Raw genomic sequence first — 19198 nt, 5'->3', positions numbered from 1 at the left:
CTCGGGCTGCTCCCTGGGCTTACCCGAGTGTTCCGAAAAAAACCCATGTCCTCTTCATTTTGAAGTGGTCAAAGTGCGAAAGGAAATCAACCACATGCTCACCTCGAAGAGTATCAAGCATCTAGCGGTAGAAGTGATCAAAGGTCAAACCCGACTTTCTGATCTGGTTTAAGAGAGATCCTTTGCTTGGATCCCTGTTTGTAAAAACCCCCAAGAATTCTTCTCCTTTCCCTTGTTGTCTTGAAAAACCCGGCAATTCGCAGTTGACCCACTCGTTGACTGTCAAGATGATGCATATTCACCGTTAGGATTACCTAGCATGGCTTGTAGACTTCCCTCAGCGATTCTCCAGCGCAGCTTCCACTCGATCCATTCGCTCTTGATTTAAACCATAGACTTTGCCCTCTTTTGCATCCTTCATAAAGCGATCTAAGTAAGACTGACTCAGCTCGGTGCTGTCCTGATACCTTTTGCGAAGCGCAATCAGTCGCTTGTGTAAATCCGCCCGGATCTCTGCGTAATCCGGATCATCATAGACGTTTTTCAATTCCAAGGGATCCTTTTTTCGATCGATCAACTCCCACTCATCCTCCACAAAGTAATAGTGAATCAGCTTGTAATCCTGAGTCACAATGGCGTAATGGCGATTGACCATATGCTCTGCCGGATATTCATAATAATGGTAGTAGACTGCATCCCGGGTCCATTGTTCTTCATTCCCGGTAAGTAAAGGAATCATACTTTCACCTTGCATTTCATCTGAGGCCGGTATTCCTGCAGCCTCCAAAAATGTCTGAGCAAAATCCAGATTTTGTACCAAAGCATCTGATCTCGTCCCAGGTTTCACTTTGCCTGGCCAAGCCACCAAAAGTGGGGTTTTGAAGCTTTCATCATATACGAAGCGCTTGTCATACCAGCCATGCTCACCCAAGTAAAAGCCCTGATCGGAAGTATATACAATGATCGTATTCTCCATCAAATCATTAGCTTCCAAATAATCTAAAAGCCTTCCTACATTTTCATCTACTGCTTTAATAGTCCCAAGGTAATCCTGCATGTAGCGCTGATATTTCCATCGCATCAGCTCCTCATCAGTCATTTTTGGATATTTCTCAATAAAATCGGCACTGATCGGGTCATAATACTTTTTAAAGTTCTCAGCCTGGGATGGAGTGAACCGCTTCATTTGATTGATAAATCGGATGGTATCATATCCTCCGACATCTGCGATTCCCAGTTGCTTAAGTACCTCCGGCTTGAGTTTATTGTCCCCTGACCAACCCATGTGATCCAAGATATTCATTTCAGCCTCAGAAGCGGGTGATGTACGTCCAGAGTAATCGTCAAATAGCGTAGCCGGCTCGGGAAAGCTCCTTTTTGTGAATTCTTCCATATGACGCTCTGCCATCAGCCAAGGCCGATGAGGTGACTTGTGCAGATACATGAGAAGGAAGGGGTCTTCGGGATTTCTTTCTTTTTCCAACCAATCCAAAGTCATATCTGTGACGATATCCGTTACATAGCCTTCCACCTGAATTCTCCCCTCATTTTTGGTGATAAAATCAGGATTGTAATAAGAACCCTGTCCCGGCAAGATTTTAAATTGATCAAAGCCTTTGGGATTATTGCCAAAATGAAGCTTTCCAAACATAGCCGTCTGATAACCAGCTTCCTGAAAGAGTTGCGGAAAAGTCACATTGGTGGTATCAAAAGGAAAGTGATTGTCAATTTTTCCATTGAGATGAGAATGCTTTCCAGTCAAAATCGTCGCCCGACTCGGAGCACAAATCGAATTGGTCACAGAAGCTTGGGTAAAAAGCATCCCCATTTCTGCGATGCGGTCAATATTTGGCGTCTCAATCAAATGATCACTGTAGGCCGAAATCGCCTGATAGGCATGATCATCCGACATGATAAAAATGATATTGGGACGTTCTTGACTTGCATTTTGCTCCTCAGATTGACAGGCAGTCAACAGACCCATTCCTGTGAAGAATCCGAGTGCAGCTAGTGATTTTTTCATAAGTATAAATTGATTTTCCCGGCTTATTCCTGCTCTGAACTGAGCTTTCTATCCTTGAATATTTTATCCAAGAGATCCGTGTTTTTCCCTCCTGCGTAGGAATTGTTTTTCTGAAGGTAATCTAGGTATTCTTGCAGGTAGCGCTGAGAAATCTGAGAATTGTCTCCATACTTTTCGCGCAAGCCATCCAATTTCTGATGGAGCTCTTCTCTGATCTCGGCATAATCAGGATCATCATAGACATTTTTCAACTCCATGGGATCATTCATCCGGTCGATCAATTCCCACTCATCGGTATCGAAGTAATAATGAGTCAACTTATACTCCTTGGTCACAATGGCATAATGACGCTTAACCATATGCACGGAAGGATATTCATAATAGTGATAATAAACCGCATCCCGAGTCCACTCTCCTTCTCCTGTCAAGAGCGGTAAAAGGCTTTCACCTTGCATATCAGACGGGGCTTCGATTCCTGCAGCTGCCAAAAATGTCTGCGCAAAATCCAGGTTTTGAACCATCTCATCCGATTTTGACCCTGCAGCTACTTTTCCAGGCCAGGCCACCAAAAGCGGGGTTTTGAAACTTTCATCATACACAAAACGCTTGTCAAACCAACCATGCTCTCCCAAATAGAATCCTTGATCTGAGGTGTAAACGATAATGGTATTTTCCATCAAGCCATTTGCCTCGAGGTAGTCAATCACTCGACCTACATTTTCATCCACTGCCTTGATTGTCCCCAAATAGTCCTGCATGTAGCGCTGATATCGCCACTTCATCTTATCCTCTTCGGTCATGGTAGGATAGGCTTTCTTGAAATCTTCAATAACCTTATTGTAAGACTCATCCCAAACGGCGCGCTGTTCCGCATTCATTCGCCCTACCTCACCTTCAAAGGCTGCCTTATCCCAACCAGAAGTTGGCTCCAAGCCCAATTCATCCATCACTTCAGGAGTAATTTTTGAGTCCCCTGCCCAGTGCATGTCATGGAGCAAATTCATCTCCGCTTCTTTGGCAGCACGGCCACGGCCTGAATAATCATCAAAAAGAGTAGCTGGCTCAGGAAATGTTCGCTGAGTAAACTCGGCCACATGTCTGCCTGCAGGTAGCCATTCCCGATGCGGGGCTTTATGCAGATAAAAAAGCAAGAAGGGATCTTCGGCCTTTCGCTCATTTTGTAGCCAGTCTAAGGTCATATCCGTGATAATATCTGTGACATAGCCCTCGACTTGAACTCTACCTTCATCCTTTGTAATAAATTCAGGATTGTAATATTTTCCCTGACCTGGCAAAATTTTAAACTGATCAAAGCCTTTGGGATTGTTGCCAAAATGAAGCTTTCCAAACATGGCTGTCTGATAGCCCGCATCTTGAAAGAGCTGGGGAAAAGTCACATTGGTAGTATCAAAAGGAAAATGATTATCCACCTTTCCATTGATATGAGAGTGCTTTCCTGTCAAAATCGTAGCTCTACTCGGCGCACAGATTGAATTGGTTACCGTGGCATTGGTAAAGAGCATTCCCATTTTTGCGATCCGATCAATATTAGGAGTCTCTATCAAGTGATCACTGTAGGCTGAAATGGCCTGATAGGCATGATCATCGGACATGATGAAAACGATGTTGGGACGTTCGGGGCTTCTCTCTTGCTTGCAAGAAAAAGCAAAAGTCAGAATTAAAAGACTTCCAATGAGGGCAATTGGTGATTTCATATGATTTGAGTTAGCTTTTCTAAGGTAATCATCCTAACTGCATGGAGGAATACCAAACCCCGTTATACTAGGCATCCAACACCATAATCAGTTCAGGAAAAGTATCGTGGGATTTTTTCTTTAAGGAGCTTAATAAGTCTGGGGCTTGGAATAAAAGTAAAAAACTTCAGCTATGAATTGAACCCATTCATAGAATTTCACGATAAATGAAAAAAGCCACCCTGAAAAATCAGAATGGCTCTTTAAGATATTTCTATTCCATTTAAAACTTCAGTCCGAATGTGAGATAGAATGTTCTTCCATCTGCAGGCATAATTCCAGGACCTGGATATCCACCTGCTCTGCGAGTGAAATACCGTTCATCAGTTAGATTATTCACTCCAGCTTTCAGGCTATGCTGCTTCCAAATATTCCAGGATGCTGAAAGATCTTGTACTTGATAGGAAGGGATCAATCCGACGGTAGCTGCTGCATTAGGAGCAAGTGTATTTGAAGCGTCAGAATATGCTTCTCCTATATCGCTCAACTGCCAAGTCATGGAAAATTTGCCCAAGCTGTAAGTTGCTCCGTAGCGATTAATTTTTCTTGGTGCATTCTCAACCTGGTTTCCTTCAAGGTTCCTTTCTACAACTTGCCCATCATTGACGGTTTTGATCTCAAAGTTTCCATAAGTTGCATCAATGAATGCTAAGGATGCAAATAAATGAAGGTAGCCAAATCGAGAGCTCTCAAAAATCGCTGTGATAGGATCAAACTCCACATATCCCTCAAAGCCTTGGCTGATGGAATTTCCCAAATTTGTACGGAATTGAAAAATACTTCCATCCTCCCTTGCTTGTGCGATAGTCCCAATTCTGTCTTCATAATTAAGGCGGAAATAACTCACATCGAAATTAAGAGAAGGGAAAATAGAACCTCTTAACCCTAGGTCAAAGTTATACCCTTTTGAATCCTGTAAATTGGGATCGATCACATCAGTAGTCGCAGGAGGGGTAAGATCAGAAATCAATACAGGCCGATACGCTTGAGAAAAGTTGGTATAAAACTCAGTATTTTTGCCTAGATGATACTCAGCACCCAAACCCAATAATGCGAAAGTTCTTGTCCGCTCAATGGGATCCAAAAACTGGGGGACTCCATTGACTAGATTGAATTGACCTTGATTTTCAGAACGGATATTTTCTAGACGCATGCCCGCTGTGAAAAGAAACTTCTCATCTAGACGAAACACATTCTCTGCAAAAGCAGCAATGTTACTGTTGGTGTAATCCAACTTTCTACTGTAGTCTCCATTTGGCACGGAAAAATCCATATCCGCAGCACTTGTACCAACCCCTCTTTGATTTCGATCAATATTTCCATTGAAATAGCGAAGGCCTGTCATAAGAGTCTGTTCTTGGCCAAACAATTCATAGGTCGAGCTGAGACGGATTTCTGAACCATAGGTGGTGTAAAAATCCCGATCAACTTGACGATTACCTAAATCATCTTCCTGATTAATTGGACGCATGAACCCCACACTATTCCTCTCTGCAAAGGTGCCGAACACCTTCCAACTCACCTTTGTGTTTTGAGAAAACAGGTATTCTGCGGAAATCGAAGGAATAAACCATGGAGTATTAAACCAATTTCGACTGCGTGTGCTTTGTTGGGAATCATCTTCAAACTGAGCATCAGTCAGACCACCTGGCTGCTGAGTCTCAGTGGTCATGTAGGTCATTTCATAACCTAATTTTAGTCGATTACTGGCCGCATAGTTGATTTCCAAATGAGCATGGTCTGTATTGAAAAAACCATTTTCTCTCCATCCATCCCCTCTTCTTTTTTGATAATAGGCAGTGTAATTCCATTTCCCTTCAGTTCCTCCGATGTAATTGAAGGAACTAAATAGCCCATTGCTTCCCACGGTATTAATTGACTCGGCTGTAAAACGAGTAGACTTATCTGGTTTTCTGAGCACAAAATTCATCAGACCTCCAAATTGGGGACCATATTGCAAAGAAGATGCACCTCTGACAATCTCAATCTGCTCTACTACTTCCAATGGAGGAGTAAAATAGGCTTCTGGATAACCCATCGGATCAGGAGTAATATCATAGCCATTCATTCTCACATTAAATTCCCATGAACGATTAGGACTTAATCCTCTAGAAGCAACTCCTAATTGGATCCCCGATCCGTCATTTTCCCAAATTGAGATCCCTGGTGTCCTCCCAAAGACCTGCCGACTATTATTCATCGCCAGATTAGCATCAATTTCAGCGATTCGAATCACTTCATTTTTTTTACCGGCATTGATTCTGAAATCAGAAACTTCAGGTAATCTACCCTGGCCTAAAATTCCACGACTTGCTGAAACACTGAATTCAGAAAGTAATAAATCATCCTGCTCTAGAAGGATATCGAGTTCCTTGACCTCTCCCGCTTCTATTGAAAACTCCTGAGACCAATTTTGAAAACCAATTAGGCTGACTGATAATTGATAGGTTCCTTGAGGAAAATCCTTCAATTCATACATTCCTTTCAAATCTGACTGAACTCCCCGTACTGTACCCTTTAGATAGATAGAAGCACCCTCAATAGGATTTCCATTTTCGTCAGAAACCTTACCTTTCAAAATATTCTTCTGCGCAAAACCTTCTACTGAGAATAATATTGCAAATATTAAGAACCCGTATACAAATTTCATTTACTAATTTTATTTGGATTGATTTAAAATAGAGTCGCAAACTTACGCTAGCTGATTTTATGGAGCAATACTTATTTGGAAAAAATCCAAATAAAATTAACGGCTATCTTATAACACTCAGAAAATGAATTCAATACATTTTTCGGATATCCTATCCCCCTTTCTAGAAAAGGAGCTTTTAAAAATGATGTATATTAAAATGATATCTTAAAGCCTATGAAGAGCCTGGTTCTGACACTTTTATTTCTCATCCCTTTATTTTCATCAGCCCAAAAAAAACCAAGTAATGTTTTACTGATAATCGCAGATGACCTTACAACCACTGCATTGGGCACCTATGGAAACAAGATGGTGAAATCACCAGTGCTGGATCAATTGGCCCAAGAAAGTTTTCTTTTTGAGCGTGCTTATTCTCAATATCCGGTCTGCGGTCCTTCCCGGGCTTCTTTGATGTTTGGTTATTATCCAACTGCCACTCAGACTTATGGCTATGTGAGCGGAAGAGAAAATGTAGGTGATGAAAAAGAATCTCTAGCACAGTTTTTTAAGAACAGAGGCTATTACTCTGCACGTGTGAGTAAGATCTTCCATATGGGAGTTCCAATTGATATTGAGACTGGATCTGACGGACAGGATGATCCAGCATCCTGGACTGAGAAATTCAATTCCCAAGGACCCGAATGGAAGTCTGAGGGGTTCGCCGAATTAGTTCAGAATAATCCCGATGGTAGCATCGAAAGAAAGGGTGGCAATGTCATGACAATCGTGCAAGCGGAAGGGGGTGATCTAGTACAATCGGATGGAAAAACGGCTCAAAAAGCAGTTGAGTTAATTCGAGAACATAAAAACGAGCCTTTCTTCTTGGCAGTAGGTTTGGTTAGGCCCCATGTTCCCTTTGTGGCTCCAAAGAAATATTTTACTCCTTATCCCTGGCAGCAAATTGTCCCTCCTCCGGTTGTTGAAGGAGATTGGAATGACATCCCGGAAAAAGGAATCAACTATGTGACTACCCAAAACGCTGAAATGAGCTATGCTCAAAAGCAGAAGGCGATTGCTGCTTACTACGCCTCAGTCAGTTTTATGGATGCCCAGGTGGGAAAAATCTTGGCAACATTGAAGGAGGAAGGTCTGGAGGAAAATACGATTGTGGTATTTACTTCAGACCATGGATTTCACCTGGGAGAGCATGACTTTTGGATGAAGGTTTCTCTAAAGGAAGAATCTGTCAAAGTCCCGCTAATGCTCCGTGTTCCTGGCATGACTGCGGGACAATCAGACGTATTGGTCGAGTTAATTGATTTATATCCAACACTTTTGGATTTGACAGGATTCGAAATACCTACTGGGCTTCAAGGGAAAAGCTTAACTCCCATCCTCAAAGGAAAAGAGGAATCTGTTCGGGATTTTGCATTTTCGGTAACTCAAGGAGGCAATACCTATTTGATCCGAACAGATCAATGGGCTTACATTCAGTATGGTGAAAATGGAGAGGAAGGCATGGAGTTGTTTGATATGCACCAAGACCCTGGACAATTTACCAATCTGGCAAATTTGGAAGCATTTCAACCCATAGTTTTGGAGATGCAGAAAATATTAGCCAAAAAAATTACCGAAGTTCGAAAAAATGATCTAGCCATAACTTATTAGACATGAAGCAACTCTACACGATCCTTTTCTTCTCCTTGCTTTTTGCCTGTCAGGAAAAACAGCCAGCAAAATCTCCCAACGTTCTATTCCTCTTTGCTGACGATCAGCGAGCGGATGCCTTGGGTATTTATGGAAACTCCTACATTCAGACTCCCACCATTGATCAATTGGCTCGGGAAGGTAGCCGCTTTACCAATGCTTACGTCATGGGTGGAAATCACGGGGCCATCTGTATGGCCAGCCGCGCAATGCTTTTTTCAGGAAAGAATCTTTTCAGAGTTTACGACAAACTCCAAGGCGAACACACCATGACTATGGATTTTGCAGCGGCGGGTTACAAAACCTTCGGAACCGGTAAATGGCACAACGAAAGGGAAGCCTTTGAAGCGAGTTTTCAGGAAGCTAAAAACGTGTATCTCGGTGGAATGGCCAATCATTATGACCTGCCACTAAGGGATTTTGATGAAACCGGAAAGCTTGGCGAACCGGTTCGAAAAGGGTATTCTACGGAGCTTTTTGCTCAAGCTGCCATTGATTTTATCCAAAATCACAGTCAGTCCAATCCTGATCAGCCATTTTTCGCTTATGTGGCATTTACAGTGCCTCATGACCCCTATTCACCAGAAGCGACTTATATCAATCACTATCCTGATGGTTCCCTTCCTTTGCCCGGAAACTACATGCCCTACCATCCCTTTGAATTCGATCATCTCACGGTAAGGGATGAAAATCTGACCGGCTGGCCTCGAAAACCCGAAGTGATCCAGATGATTCTTTCGGACTATTATGCCTTGATCACGCATTTGGATACACAAATACAAAGAATCCTGAATACACTCAAAGAAACCGGACAGTACGAAAATACCATTATTGTCTATGCTGCTGATAACGGCCTTGCTGCAGGTAGTCATGGCTTACTTGGAAAGCAAAATCTCTATGAGCACAGTTCAAAAATCCCTCTTATCATCAAAGGACCCGGAGTACCTGCAGATCAGGAGTTGGATGCTTTTGCTTATATCCATGATCTATATCCAACCTTGGCTGATTTGGCCGGTTTGCCTCAGCCAAAAGATATAGACGGCAAGAGCTTGGTTCCGGTAATTAGCGGTGATCAGGAGGATGTGAGGGAAGCTTTGTTTACCTCCTACCGAAATACCATTCGGGCCGTAAGAGATAAAAAATTCAAGCTGATTCGCTATCCGGAGCGGGATTATACCCAATTATTTGATTTAGAAAAAGATCCCATGGAACTGAATAATCTTGCCGAAAACCCAGCTTTCGCAGCTAAAAAGGATGAAATGTTTCAATTGATGGCCCAATGGCAGCAGCAATTTAAGGATACAGTGGCACTGACAGCTGAAATCATCAAACCTATGGCCTACGACCCGGACACACTCCAAAGAAAGCCTGACCAATGGCAACCTGAATACACGCTGAAGCGCTATTTCGAACAGGATTAATTACTTCTACAAGCTTCTTCAATGATAGGTATTCCGTATTTTGGCAGCCGAAACCCAAAATACCCAAATCTTGAAGAAGTTTGTTTTTTATTGCCTGTTCCAATTTTCAGGCCTGCTCCTTTTTGCACAAGAAACTATCGTATTCGAAGCAGGTCAAGAAGGCCATGCGATCTACCGAATTCCAGCGATTATTGACTTTCCGAATGGAGAGCTTTTGGCTTTTGCCGAAGGCAGGGTAAATGGTTCGGATGATTTTGGAGATGTGAATCTGGTGATGAAAAAAAGCTTGGACGGTGGCTATACCTGGTCTCCTATTCAGACCTTAGTGGATTACGATAGCCTCCAAGCCGGAAATCCAGCTCCTGTGGTGGATTTATTTGACCCCAAGTATCCTGAAGGAGTGGTTTTTCTCTTTTACAATACCGGAAACAATCATGAATACGATGTACGAATGAATCGGGGAGTCCGTGAAGTTTGGCTGATCAAATCCTACGACTTGGGTAAAACCTGGACCGAACCAGAAAACATCACTCAAAAGGTTCATCGCCCAAATAACAGGGAATTCAATACAAATTACACTTTTGCAGAAGATTGGCGGCACTATGCCAATACCCCAGGCCATGCTTTCCAGTTTCAAAGTGGGCCCCACAAAGGGAGAATTTATGTTGCAGCCAATCACTCTCAAGGTGGTCCAAAAGACGACTGGTCAGACTATCAGGCTCATGGTTTTTACACGGATGATAAAGGGAATAGCTATGGGATTTCGGAATCTGTAAAATTTGGCGGTTCCAATGAATCCATAGCCGCTGAGCTATCAGGTGGCCGGATGATTATGAGTTCGAGAAATCAGAAAGGTGACATCCGACAGCGCATCATTTCCTACTCTTCCGATGGTGGTCAGACTTGGGAGGAAAGTTACTTTGAGTCCCAACTCCCCGACCCGGTTTGTCAGGCTTCCATTTTGACTTTGGGAGAAAAAGAAGGAAAAACCATCCTCGCTCATTCCAATGCGGCAGATGAAAAAGAGCGGGATTATCTGACCGTCAAAATCAGCTATGATGAAGGAAAGACTTGGCACCATGTGATTCCGATTGACTTCACTTCAGATCCAAAAAAACTCCCTTGGACGGCGTACTCTGATTTGGTCAAATTGGATGAATACACGCTGGGAATTCTCTACGAAAGGGATAATTATCGGCAGATCGTATTTAAACCCATCCAATGGAGAAATTGAAAAGCGGCTTTTCTGCCGCTTTTTCGTTATTACAATTTCTTAAGCCCCTTCAACTCCTCCTTGCTCGCCTCCCGAATCCGGATAGCATAGCCTCCTCCCGGGGCGGAAAATTGCTTCAAGATGGATTTGCTATCAACAGCAACTTTTCGAATTTCGTAGGCCTGAGGATTGGTTTTATAGTGTGCATCAGCCTTATCGGAATAGATCTCTGCCAAGTAAGTTTTGTCTGCATCTAAAAAATCAAATTTGACCTCTCCTGTTCTACCTTCGAATCCATTGACATTTCCAATAAACCACTCTCCGGTTTCTTTAGCCTTTCGGGCAATCGTTAAATAGTAACCCGGTTCGGCTTCTAGATAAAGGCTCTTTTCCCAATCCAAAGCCACATCCTTGATAAACTGAAAAGCATCTGGAAAACGCATGTAATTTTCAGGATAGTCCGCAGCCATTTGCAAAGGAGAATACATAGTCACATAGAGCGCCAACTGATTAGCCAAAGTACTATTTACGTGGGAGCCATTAAATACGTCCATTTCGAAAACGCCCGGCGTGTAATCCATCGGTCCACCTATCTGTCTTGTGAAAGGCAAAATGGTCACGTGATTTGCCTTATTTCCTCCAAATGCTTGGTATTCTGTCCCTCTTGCCGATTCATTTGCGATTAGATTTGGCCAAGTTCGGGCCATGCCAGTCGGACGAACTGCCTCGTGGGCATTGACCATTATTTGGTACTCTGCTGCTTTTTCGACCGCATATTGATAGTGATTCACTAGCCACTGACTGTAATGATATTCACCTCTGGGTAGCATATCCCCCACATAGCCACTCTTCACTGCGGGATATCCATAGTCCTTCATTAATTGATACGCTTCATCCATATGGCGCTCGTAATTCCGAACGGAAGAAGAGGTCTCATGATGCATAATCATTTGTACGCCCTTTTCTTTTGCGTAAGCAGAAATGCCTTCCAAATCAAAGTCCGGATATGGGGTAAAAAAATCAAACACATAGTCCTTGGAATTGCCGAACCAATCTTCCCAACCAATATTCCAGCCCTCCACTAATACCCCATCAAACCCATGTTCCGCAGCAAAATCGATGTACTTTTTCACATTATCAGTGGTAGCCCCATGTCTCCCGTTTGGTTTGACAGTAGAAAAATCAGTCACTCCCAACTTCACCGCCTTCAGTTCATCTGTGTAGGACCAAGAGCTTTGACCGGTGATCATTTCCCACCATACCCCGACATATTTCATGGGCTTAATCCAGGAAATATCCTCGATTTTGGAGGGTTCGTTGAGGTTGTAAGTGATGCGTGAAGCCAAAATATCCGCGGCCTGATCACCGACGATTATTGTACGCCAAGGGGTATGGGCAGGAGTGTACAAATAGCCTTTATCACCCTGCGCATCCGGTGTAAGATGAGATTGAAAAACCATCTTCTTATCGTCTAATTCCAAATGCATCGCCGGATAATCGATCAATGCTGCTTCGTGAATATTTATGTAAAGGCCATCGGTAGTTTTCATCATAAGCGATGTCTGAACGCCCGTCTCGGAAAAAGGAGTTTGAGATGCATTTGGAGTGATAGCGGTTTCCATCAAACCTCGAATTTCTGAGAGCTTGGATTCGGTATAGTCGTATTCCTGCGTATCATAATCTCCAGGTATCCAAAATGCCGTATGATCTCCAGCCATAGCAAACTGACTCATCTCCTCAGAAATCACAAAATGCCCCATATTTTCCTGCACCGGAAACTCATATCGAAAACCCAATCCTGTATCAAAAAGCCGAAATCGAATATTCATTTTTCGCTTTGATCCTTGATGCAGTAATTCAACCAAAAGCTCCTGATGATGATTGCGGATCTCGCTTTCTTCTCCCCAGACGGGAGTCCAGGTCTCATCAAATGTACTTTCCGAAGAATTGATGATTTGAAATCCCTGAATCAAATCGATAGAGTCATTTTTCAAATCAAGCCCCAATCGGCTTGATTTGATCACGGGTTTATTCTTGAAGTTCAGCTGATAGGTTGGGGCGCCGGCTGCATCAAGGGAAAAAGCCAGCTTCATTACCCCATTCGGAGATTTGATCTCCTGCCCAAAAACTGTCCCGAAACTAAATAAGAATAGGAATAAATAACTGGCTCTCAAATTCATAATCATCAATTTCATTATATTCAAACGAGCGAATTAGCTCTTCTCTTGTTGACTGAATTTAAAATTATTAGTTTTTACCTATTATTCACTAGTAACAATAGCCCCAAACCCAGAAAAAATGCAAACAAAATCTTATTTCTTAGTCCTAATAATTGCCTTTGGTATTTTCGCTTGCAAAGGCCCTGTAGAAAAATCACCAGAAGAAGAACCTAGCCAAATCGACTTGCTCGAGGCCTATGTTCAATCGGAATCACCTGACTTTTCCTATGAAATAGTGCATTTCGTCCCTGGAGAAGAAATGGATTTTCACGTTCTGAAAATGTACTCCCAAAAGTGGCTCAGCGATTCATTGGTGGATGAAACCCTCTGGTGGCATTGGGTTTCGATCCTGGTTCCTAAAAACACTCCCCATCAAACCGGAATGCTCTGGATCGGTGGTGGAAGCAGGGAAACTGAGATGCCTCAGGAGCCTGATGCCCTACTAAAAGCAGCAGCATCTCAGACCAATTCCATCGTCGCTCAAATCCACAATGTCCCTTTTCAACCTATCACTTTTGCGGGAGATCCGGAAGGCGAGCGCTATGAAGATGCCATCATTGCTTATGGCTGGAGGAAGTTTCTAGAGGGAGGTGCAAAAGATGAGGATGCGATCTGGTTGGCCCGCTTTCCCATGACCAAAGCCGCCAAACTAGCCATGGATGCTATTCAAGAAGTGATCAAGGAAAACTACCAGAAGGATTTGAACAATTTTTTTGTAGCTGGAGCTTCTAAGCGGGGATGGACTACCTGGACTACAGCTGCTACCGATAACAGGGTGGTAGCTATTGCACCGGTTGTGATCGATATGCTCAATCTGGAGCCTTCCTTTATGCATCATTGGCGGAACTATGGATTCTGGGCACCTGCCGTGGATAATTATGTGCAAGAGGGAATTATGGAGTGGATGGGAACACCGGAGTTTGATCGCTTGCTGGAGATTACAGAACCTTACTCTTTTATCGATGAGTTAGACCTGCCGAAACTTCTGATCAATGCAGCAGGAGATCAGTTTTTCCAACCTGATAGTTGGGAGTTTTATTGGAATGAGCTGCAAGGTGAAAAGCACGTGCAGTACGTCCCAAATTTCGGACATGACTTGAGCGAATCGGATGCGCTACCAAACCTGATTTCCTTTTACAATTCAGTTTTAGATAATGAAAAGCGACCGGATTATTCTTGGCGAATAGAAGGAAACACCATTCATGTCAAAGTCAATCCCGAGCAGATGCCTGTTTCTGTCAAATTATGGTCGGCATACAATCCGCTTTCCAGAGATTTCAGAGTGGATGAATTTGGTCCTAACTGGGTAGCAGAAGAAATCGCCATGCCGGCAGAAGGAGAGCTTGAGGTCAATATGCAGATCCCGGATGAGGGGTTTAGAGGGTATTTTGTGGAATTAACCTTTGCTGGAGAGACACCGCTCAAAGTGACTTCCGGAATTGAAATTTTACCAACAGAATATCCATTTGAGCCTTTTGTGCCTTCAAGAGTAGCAGAAGAAGCAAATTAACGATCAGAAATCATGCAAACTCGGCTCAAATTACTGGCTGTTTTTTTACCCTTTTTACTCACATCCAAGATGGCACTATCTCAAGTAAATTACGATGAAAGTAAGGTTCCGCCTCTTCACCTTCCTTCCATTTTCATCAGCGAAAAAGGAAAAGTCATCAATTCTAAAGAGGAATGGGAAAGTATTCGAAAACCGGAAATTTTCAGGCTTTTTGAATCTGAAGTTTATGGTCAAATACCAAAAGACCTCGATCAAGTCAGCTTTGAAGTAAATGAAAGATTGGATCATGAATTCAATTCCATTGCCAAACTTGAAGAAGTAGATATCAAAATCCAGCTTGGTGATCGCTCCCATAGCATGCGGCTAAATCTCTTGCTACCCAAGGAAACCGACGGCCCCTTTCCCATTATTTTGCTGATCAACCATCGAGACCCTGAAGAAGATGAATCTTTGGCAGAGGAAGGATATTGGCCGGTGGCTGAATTGATCGAAAGGGGTTTTGCCACAGCCTCTTTTCATGCAGGAACGGTGGCACCGGATGACACGATTCGATACATGAATGGTATTTTGAATAACCTTTATCCAGAGCAAAAAGAACAAAGTGATGGACTGAAAGCTTTGGGAGCTTGGGGATGGGGAGCAATGAGAGCCATGGATTACTTCGAGCAACATCAGGCTATCGATTCAAAAAAATCTATTCTGGTGGGGCACTCCAGATCAGGAAAAGCAGCTCTTTGGGCTTCTGCCAATGACCCTCGATGGGCGATTACCTACTCTAATGAATCCGGCTGCGGAGGAGCGGCTTTGTCAAAAAGGAAATTTGGAGAAACTGTAGAAATCATCAATACTCGATTCACCCATTGGTTTGCAGAAAACTTCAGGAAGTACAATAGCGCAGAAGAATCACTCCCGCTCGACCAGCACATGTTGCCAGCACTGATCGCACCGAGAGCGGTTTACTACGCTAGCGCAAAAGCTGATCAATGGGCCGATCCAAAAGGGGAATATCTTGGGCTGCAGATCGGTAGTGAGGTCTTTTCTCAGATTTATGAAAAGGAGAGTCCTTTTAAAACCACCTGGGAAGAACTGAACGGCCCGGTTTCCTCCAACACTTTGGGCTATCATATTCGTGAGGGCGAACATAATTTGACCTGGGAAGACTGGGAGATTTTCCTGGCATTCGCCAAAAAATCTCTAGGAATCTAAATCAACCGTTTTCCCCAGCACCTATTCAAAAATTTCCATCTAAAGCCCCTTGTACTATGGCCATATTGATTCAATTGATTGGAGTACTCTTTCAAATCACCAGTTCCGATTCTGAAAAAATAAACCCCAAAATCATCAGCCAGGAGTTTATCTATGAAAATGCACCCTTTCCTTCCTGCCATGCCTCAACCTTGATCGAAACGGAGGATGGTATATTAGCGTCTTGGTTTGGAGGCACCTATGAACGTCACCCGGATGTCAGTATTTACACCGCTTTAAGAGGTCAAAAAGGATGGTCCAAACCCGTTTTGGTAGCCGATGGAATTGAAAATGAGGTATTTAGAAATCCAACCTGGAATCCTGTTCTCTTTCAAATACCGGATGGTGAAGTCTTACTCTTTTATAAAGAAGGTCCAAATCCAAGAGAGTGGTGGGGACTATATAAAAAATCAAACGATGGAGGTAAAACCTGGTCCAAAGCTGTTCAAACTCCTCCTGGATATTTAGGTCCTGTGAAAAATAAGAGCGTGACTCTTTCTGATGGAAATTTAATGCATCCATCCAGTTTTGAGACCAATGGAATCTGGACTACTCACATGGAATTCACTGATGCCAATCTTGAAAACTGGTACAAGATTGAAGTTCCTGGCCCCTTTCAGGCCATACAGCCCACGGTGCTTTTTCATGGAGATCAAAAGCTTCAAATCCTCACCCGAACACAGGAAGGTGTGATTGCCACAGCTTGGTCTGAAGACAATGGGAAAACCTGGACGGAACTCAGTTCAAGTGGTTTGGTACACAATGGTTCGGGTATCGATGCCATAACCTTACAAAACGGGTATCATCTATTGCTTTGCAACCCCATTCCGAAAGGTAGAAATAAGCTCAGCCTTTTGGGATCAGCTGATGGACTCAATTGGGAGGAGATTTTAGTATTGGAAGATGAAAATTCCGGAGAGTTTAGCTATCCGGCCATCATTCAAGCCAAAGACGGTAGCATCCATTTGACCTATACCTATCAGCGAGAAAAAATCAAATACGTACACCTCAGCCTATGAACCAAAAACTCACTTTTACTGGGATAATTCCCCCCTTGGTGACTCCACTTTTGCCGGATTTTACCTTGGATAGCTTTTCGCTGGAAAAAATACTAAACCATGTAATCGATGCAGGAGTACATGGTGTATTCATTTTAGGGACAACCGGAGAATCACCCTCTTTGCAGCAAAAGATCAAGATTCAGATGATCCGGGAAACCTGTAAACTCGTGAATCACCGAGTTCCTGTTTTGGTGGGGATTACTGACTGCTCCATGGGAAATAGCTTGGAGCTAGCTGAAATGGCCAAAAACTATGGTGCAGATGCGCTGGTAGCTGCCCCTCCTTTTTATATGAATATCAGTCAGGAAGATCTGGAAAAGTATTATAGGGACCTAGCTAATCGCACGGAATTACCGCTTTTGCTTTACAATATTCCTTCCCATGCCAAAACCCCATTGGAAATCGAGACAGTGGAGAGATTGTCTTCCCATCCCAATATCCTAGGAATCAAAGACAGTACACACAGTAAAGAATACCTTTCCCAATTAAGCGAGACTTTCAGACCTCACACAGACTTTCTCCTGCTGATGGGACCGGAAGAGGGATTGCTTGATGCACTTCAGCATGACTTTTCAGGTGGAGTGAGTGGTGGTGCCAATGCCTTTCCTGAAGTCTATGTTAAATGCTATGAAAGCTTCATCCAAGGCAAGGTAGAAGAAGCCCAGGAATACCAAAACCTCATATGGGAAATCAGCCAAGAGCTGTACCACCATGTATCCCATCCCTCCTCCTATCTCAAAGGACTGAAAGAATGCATGAAACTTTCGCACTTGTCCGGTGGAATTTTATCCCCTCCCCAAAGGAGCTTCACAGAAGAGGAAAGGCAGACCTTCCACAAGAAGTTTGAAAGAATCAAGTCCAAAATCCACAAATTTCTGGAGGAATAATGGCTGAGCTGCCGATTTGGGACACCCTAGTATTTATTCTTTACCTATTGCTGATTTTAGGTTTTGGCGTTTCTTTTTCATTTCGAAAGCGTACCGCTAAAGACTTTACCACCGGAGGTGGAAGGCTACCTGCTTGGGCAATTGGCATGTCAATTTTTGCAACCTTCGTGAGTAGTATCAGCTTTTTGGCATTACCTGGGAATGCATATTTAGGTAATTGGAACGGATTTGTATTTAGCCTTTCGATTCCATTTGCAGGTTGGATTGCTGTTCGGTTCTTTGTGCCCCACTATCGGAGTATTTCAAGTGATTCGGCCTATTTTTATTTGGAGGAGCGCTTTGGACCCTGGGCGAGAATTTATGCCTCCACTTGCTATTTACTCACCCAACTCGCCCGAATGGGAGCCATTCTTTATCTGCTAGCTCTACCCATGCACTTTCTCTTTGGATGGAGTATCGCTTGGGTGATCGCTTTGACTGGACTGATAGTAGTCATCTATGCCATGCTGGGAGGGATCGAAGCGGTGGTTTGGACAGATGCAATCCAAGGCTTGATTTTAATAGGAGGAGCGATTATTTGTTTAGGAATGATTTTCTGGAAAATTCCAGGAGGTGCTTCCCAGCTGCTGGAAGTAGCAGATACCAATGAAAAATTCAGTCTAGGAAGCTTTGACTGGGATTTTGGGAGCTCCACATTTTGGATGATTTTGGTCTATGGCCTTTTCATCAATCTTCAAAACTTTGGTATCGATCAGAGCTATGTACAGCGATACATTACTGCCAAAAGCGATCAAGATGCCAAGCGATCCACCTGGCTCGGAAGTCTGCTTTATATTCCAGTTTCTGCTCTTTTCTTTTTGATTGGAACCGCTCTCTTTGGATTCTATCAGACTCAGCCTTATTTATTACCTGAGGGCATTCAGGCAGATAGCGTCTTTCCCCACTTCATCGTATCGGAGTTGCCTATTGGTTTAACTGGTCTATTGATTGCCTCCCTTTTCGCTGCCGGTATGAGTACGCTTTCCACCAGTATCAATAGCTCAGCAACGGTAATTCTCTCCGATCATGTCAAAAAATACCTAAATCCCAATCTACCCGCCAAGTCCGACCTCAACGTACTCCGGATTTCCTCCCTGGCCATGGGACTTTTGGCAATTCTTGTGGGCTTGGCTTTCAATGGGGTTAGTAGTGCTTTGGATGCCTGGTGGGCCTTGGCTTCAATTTTTAGCGGAGGAATTCTCGGATTGTTTTTGCTGGGAATAGTGGTAAAAACCTGTCCAGGTAAGTATGCAGCTTTCGCAACTCTAGTTGGAGTATTATTAATCGCTTGGGTAAGTCTTAGCCCTATTTTAATGGAAAACGAAGGGGCAAAACCTATTTGGCTCAGTTCATTTCATCCAAATATGAGCATCGTCCAAGGCACCGCAGGGATTTTTTTAGTGGGTTTTCTTTTGACTTTAGCCTTTCAGAAAAAAAATAATATGACTATTCGTGATGTTGCACGTATGGGTAGACAGCCGCAATAATGA

At 43.3% G+C, this 19198-nt stretch carries 12 protein-coding genes; 8 read left to right on the top strand and 4 right to left on the bottom strand.

The genetic code is table 11. The features are described from left to right. Window positions 1-337 precede the first annotated feature (337 nt). The 3 genes from OU792_RS17045 to OU792_RS17035 form a co-directional block, all read right to left on the bottom strand. A complete protein-coding gene (locus OU792_RS17045) occupies window positions 338-2023 on the bottom strand; it encodes a sulfatase family protein (protein WP_274670833.1) in 1686 nt (561 codons plus the stop codon). A 23-nt stretch (window positions 2024-2046) separates the two neighbouring features. Continuing rightward, complete coding sequence (locus OU792_RS17040) at window positions 2047-3738, bottom strand: sulfatase family protein (protein ID WP_274670832.1); 1692 nt, start codon at window positions 3736-3738, stop codon at window positions 2047-2049. Window positions 3739-4000: 262 nt separating this feature from the next. After that, window positions 4001-6427, bottom strand: coding sequence for a TonB-dependent receptor (locus OU792_RS17035; RefSeq protein ID WP_274670831.1), 2427 nt, complete (start codon window positions 6425-6427; stop codon window positions 4001-4003). 216 nt (window positions 6428-6643) lie between these two features. On the opposite strand from OU792_RS17035, the gene OU792_RS17030 reads away from it, so the two are divergent. From OU792_RS17030 to OU792_RS17020, 3 genes are all read left to right on the top strand, one after another. Further along, on the top strand, window positions 6644-8074 hold the full coding sequence (locus OU792_RS17030) for a sulfatase (RefSeq protein WP_274670830.1): 1431 nt from the start codon (window positions 6644-6646) through the stop codon (window positions 8072-8074). A gap of 2 nt (window positions 8075-8076) precedes the next feature. Beyond that, window positions 8077-9534: a sulfatase-like hydrolase/transferase gene (locus tag OU792_RS17025; protein ID WP_274670829.1), complete on the top strand. Its 1458-nt coding sequence runs from the start codon at window positions 8077-8079 to the stop codon at window positions 9532-9534. A 70-nt stretch (window positions 9535-9604) separates the two neighbouring features. Next, the gene (locus OU792_RS17020) at window positions 9605-10768 is read left to right on the top strand and encodes a sialidase family protein (RefSeq protein ID WP_342453745.1); all 1164 of its coding nucleotides are present in this window, start codon (window positions 9605-9607) and stop codon (window positions 10766-10768) included. A 29-nt stretch (window positions 10769-10797) separates the two neighbouring features. On the opposite strand, the gene OU792_RS17015 is transcribed toward OU792_RS17020, so the two are convergent. Beyond that, window positions 10798-12927: a glycoside hydrolase family 97 protein gene (locus OU792_RS17015; protein ID WP_274670828.1), complete on the bottom strand. Its 2130-nt coding sequence runs from the start codon at window positions 12925-12927 to the stop codon at window positions 10798-10800. A 118-nt stretch (window positions 12928-13045) separates the two neighbouring features. Here OU792_RS17015 and OU792_RS17010 point away from each other — a divergent pair, with 118 nt between their 5' ends. The 5 genes from OU792_RS17010 to OU792_RS16990 are packed head-to-tail and all read left to right on the top strand — an operon-like array spanning window position 13046 to window position 19195. Then, entirely contained in the window at window positions 13046-14476 is a 1431-nt protein-coding gene (locus OU792_RS17010) for a PhoPQ-activated pathogenicity-related family protein (protein WP_274670827.1), read from the top strand. A gap of 12 nt (window positions 14477-14488) precedes the next feature. Next, the gene (locus tag OU792_RS17005) at window positions 14489-15682 is read left to right on the top strand and encodes an alpha/beta hydrolase family protein (protein ID WP_274670826.1); all 1194 of its coding nucleotides are present in this window, start codon (window positions 14489-14491) and stop codon (window positions 15680-15682) included. 56 nt (window positions 15683-15738) lie between these two features. After that, entirely contained in the window at window positions 15739-16740 is a 1002-nt protein-coding gene (locus tag OU792_RS17000; RefSeq protein WP_274670825.1) for a sialidase family protein, read from the top strand. Continuing rightward, window positions 16737-17669 (top strand): dihydrodipicolinate synthase family protein, encoded by a 933-nt coding sequence (locus tag OU792_RS16995; RefSeq protein ID WP_274670824.1) that lies wholly within the window; start codon window positions 16737-16739, stop codon window positions 17667-17669. Before OU792_RS17000 ends, OU792_RS16995 begins: the two co-directional genes overlap by 4 nt. Beyond that, a complete protein-coding gene (locus OU792_RS16990) occupies window positions 17669-19195 on the top strand; it encodes a sodium:solute symporter (RefSeq protein WP_274670823.1) in 1527 nt (508 codons plus the stop codon). The genes OU792_RS16995 and OU792_RS16990 overlap by 1 nt, the downstream gene beginning before the upstream one ends. Window positions 19196-19198 lie beyond the last annotated feature (3 nt).

Source organism: Algoriphagus sp. NF, from assembly GCF_028823735.1.
Classification (GTDB): Bacteria; Bacteroidota; Bacteroidia; order Cytophagales; family Cyclobacteriaceae; genus Algoriphagus; species Algoriphagus marincola.
Note: the sequence above shows the minus strand (reverse complement) of the source record. Positions and strands in the feature narration are given on the sequence as shown.

Excerpts from the sequence above, each read along its gene's own strand:
- OU792_RS16990 (WP_274670823.1), top strand. The coding sequence starts at position 17,669 with ATGGCTGAGCTGCCGATTTGGGACACCCTAGTATTTATTCTTTACCTA.
- OU792_RS17045 (WP_274670833.1), bottom strand. The coding sequence starts at position 2,023 with ATGAAAAAATCACTAGCTGCACTCGGATTCTTCACAGGAATGGGTCTG.
- OU792_RS17030 (WP_274670830.1), top strand. The coding sequence starts at position 6,644 with ATGAAGAGCCTGGTTCTGACACTTTTATTTCTCATCCCTTTATTTTCA.
- OU792_RS16995 (WP_274670824.1), top strand. The coding sequence starts at position 16,737 with ATGAACCAAAAACTCACTTTTACTGGGATAATTCCCCCCTTGGTGACT.
- OU792_RS17035 (WP_274670831.1), bottom strand. The coding sequence starts at position 6,427 with ATGAAATTTGTATACGGGTTCTTAATATTTGCAATATTATTCTCAGTA.
- OU792_RS17015 (WP_274670828.1), bottom strand. The coding sequence starts at position 12,927 with ATGAATTTGAGAGCCAGTTATTTATTCCTATTCTTATTTAGTTTCGGG.
- OU792_RS17005 (WP_274670826.1), top strand. The coding sequence starts at position 14,489 with ATGCAAACTCGGCTCAAATTACTGGCTGTTTTTTTACCCTTTTTACTC.
- OU792_RS17040 (WP_274670832.1), bottom strand. The coding sequence starts at position 3,738 with ATGAAATCACCAATTGCCCTCATTGGAAGTCTTTTAATTCTGACTTTT.
- OU792_RS17000 (WP_274670825.1), top strand. The coding sequence starts at position 15,739 with ATGGCCATATTGATTCAATTGATTGGAGTACTCTTTCAAATCACCAGT.
- OU792_RS17010 (WP_274670827.1), top strand. The coding sequence starts at position 13,046 with ATGCAAACAAAATCTTATTTCTTAGTCCTAATAATTGCCTTTGGTATT.
- OU792_RS17025 (WP_274670829.1), top strand. The coding sequence starts at position 8,077 with ATGAAGCAACTCTACACGATCCTTTTCTTCTCCTTGCTTTTTGCCTGT.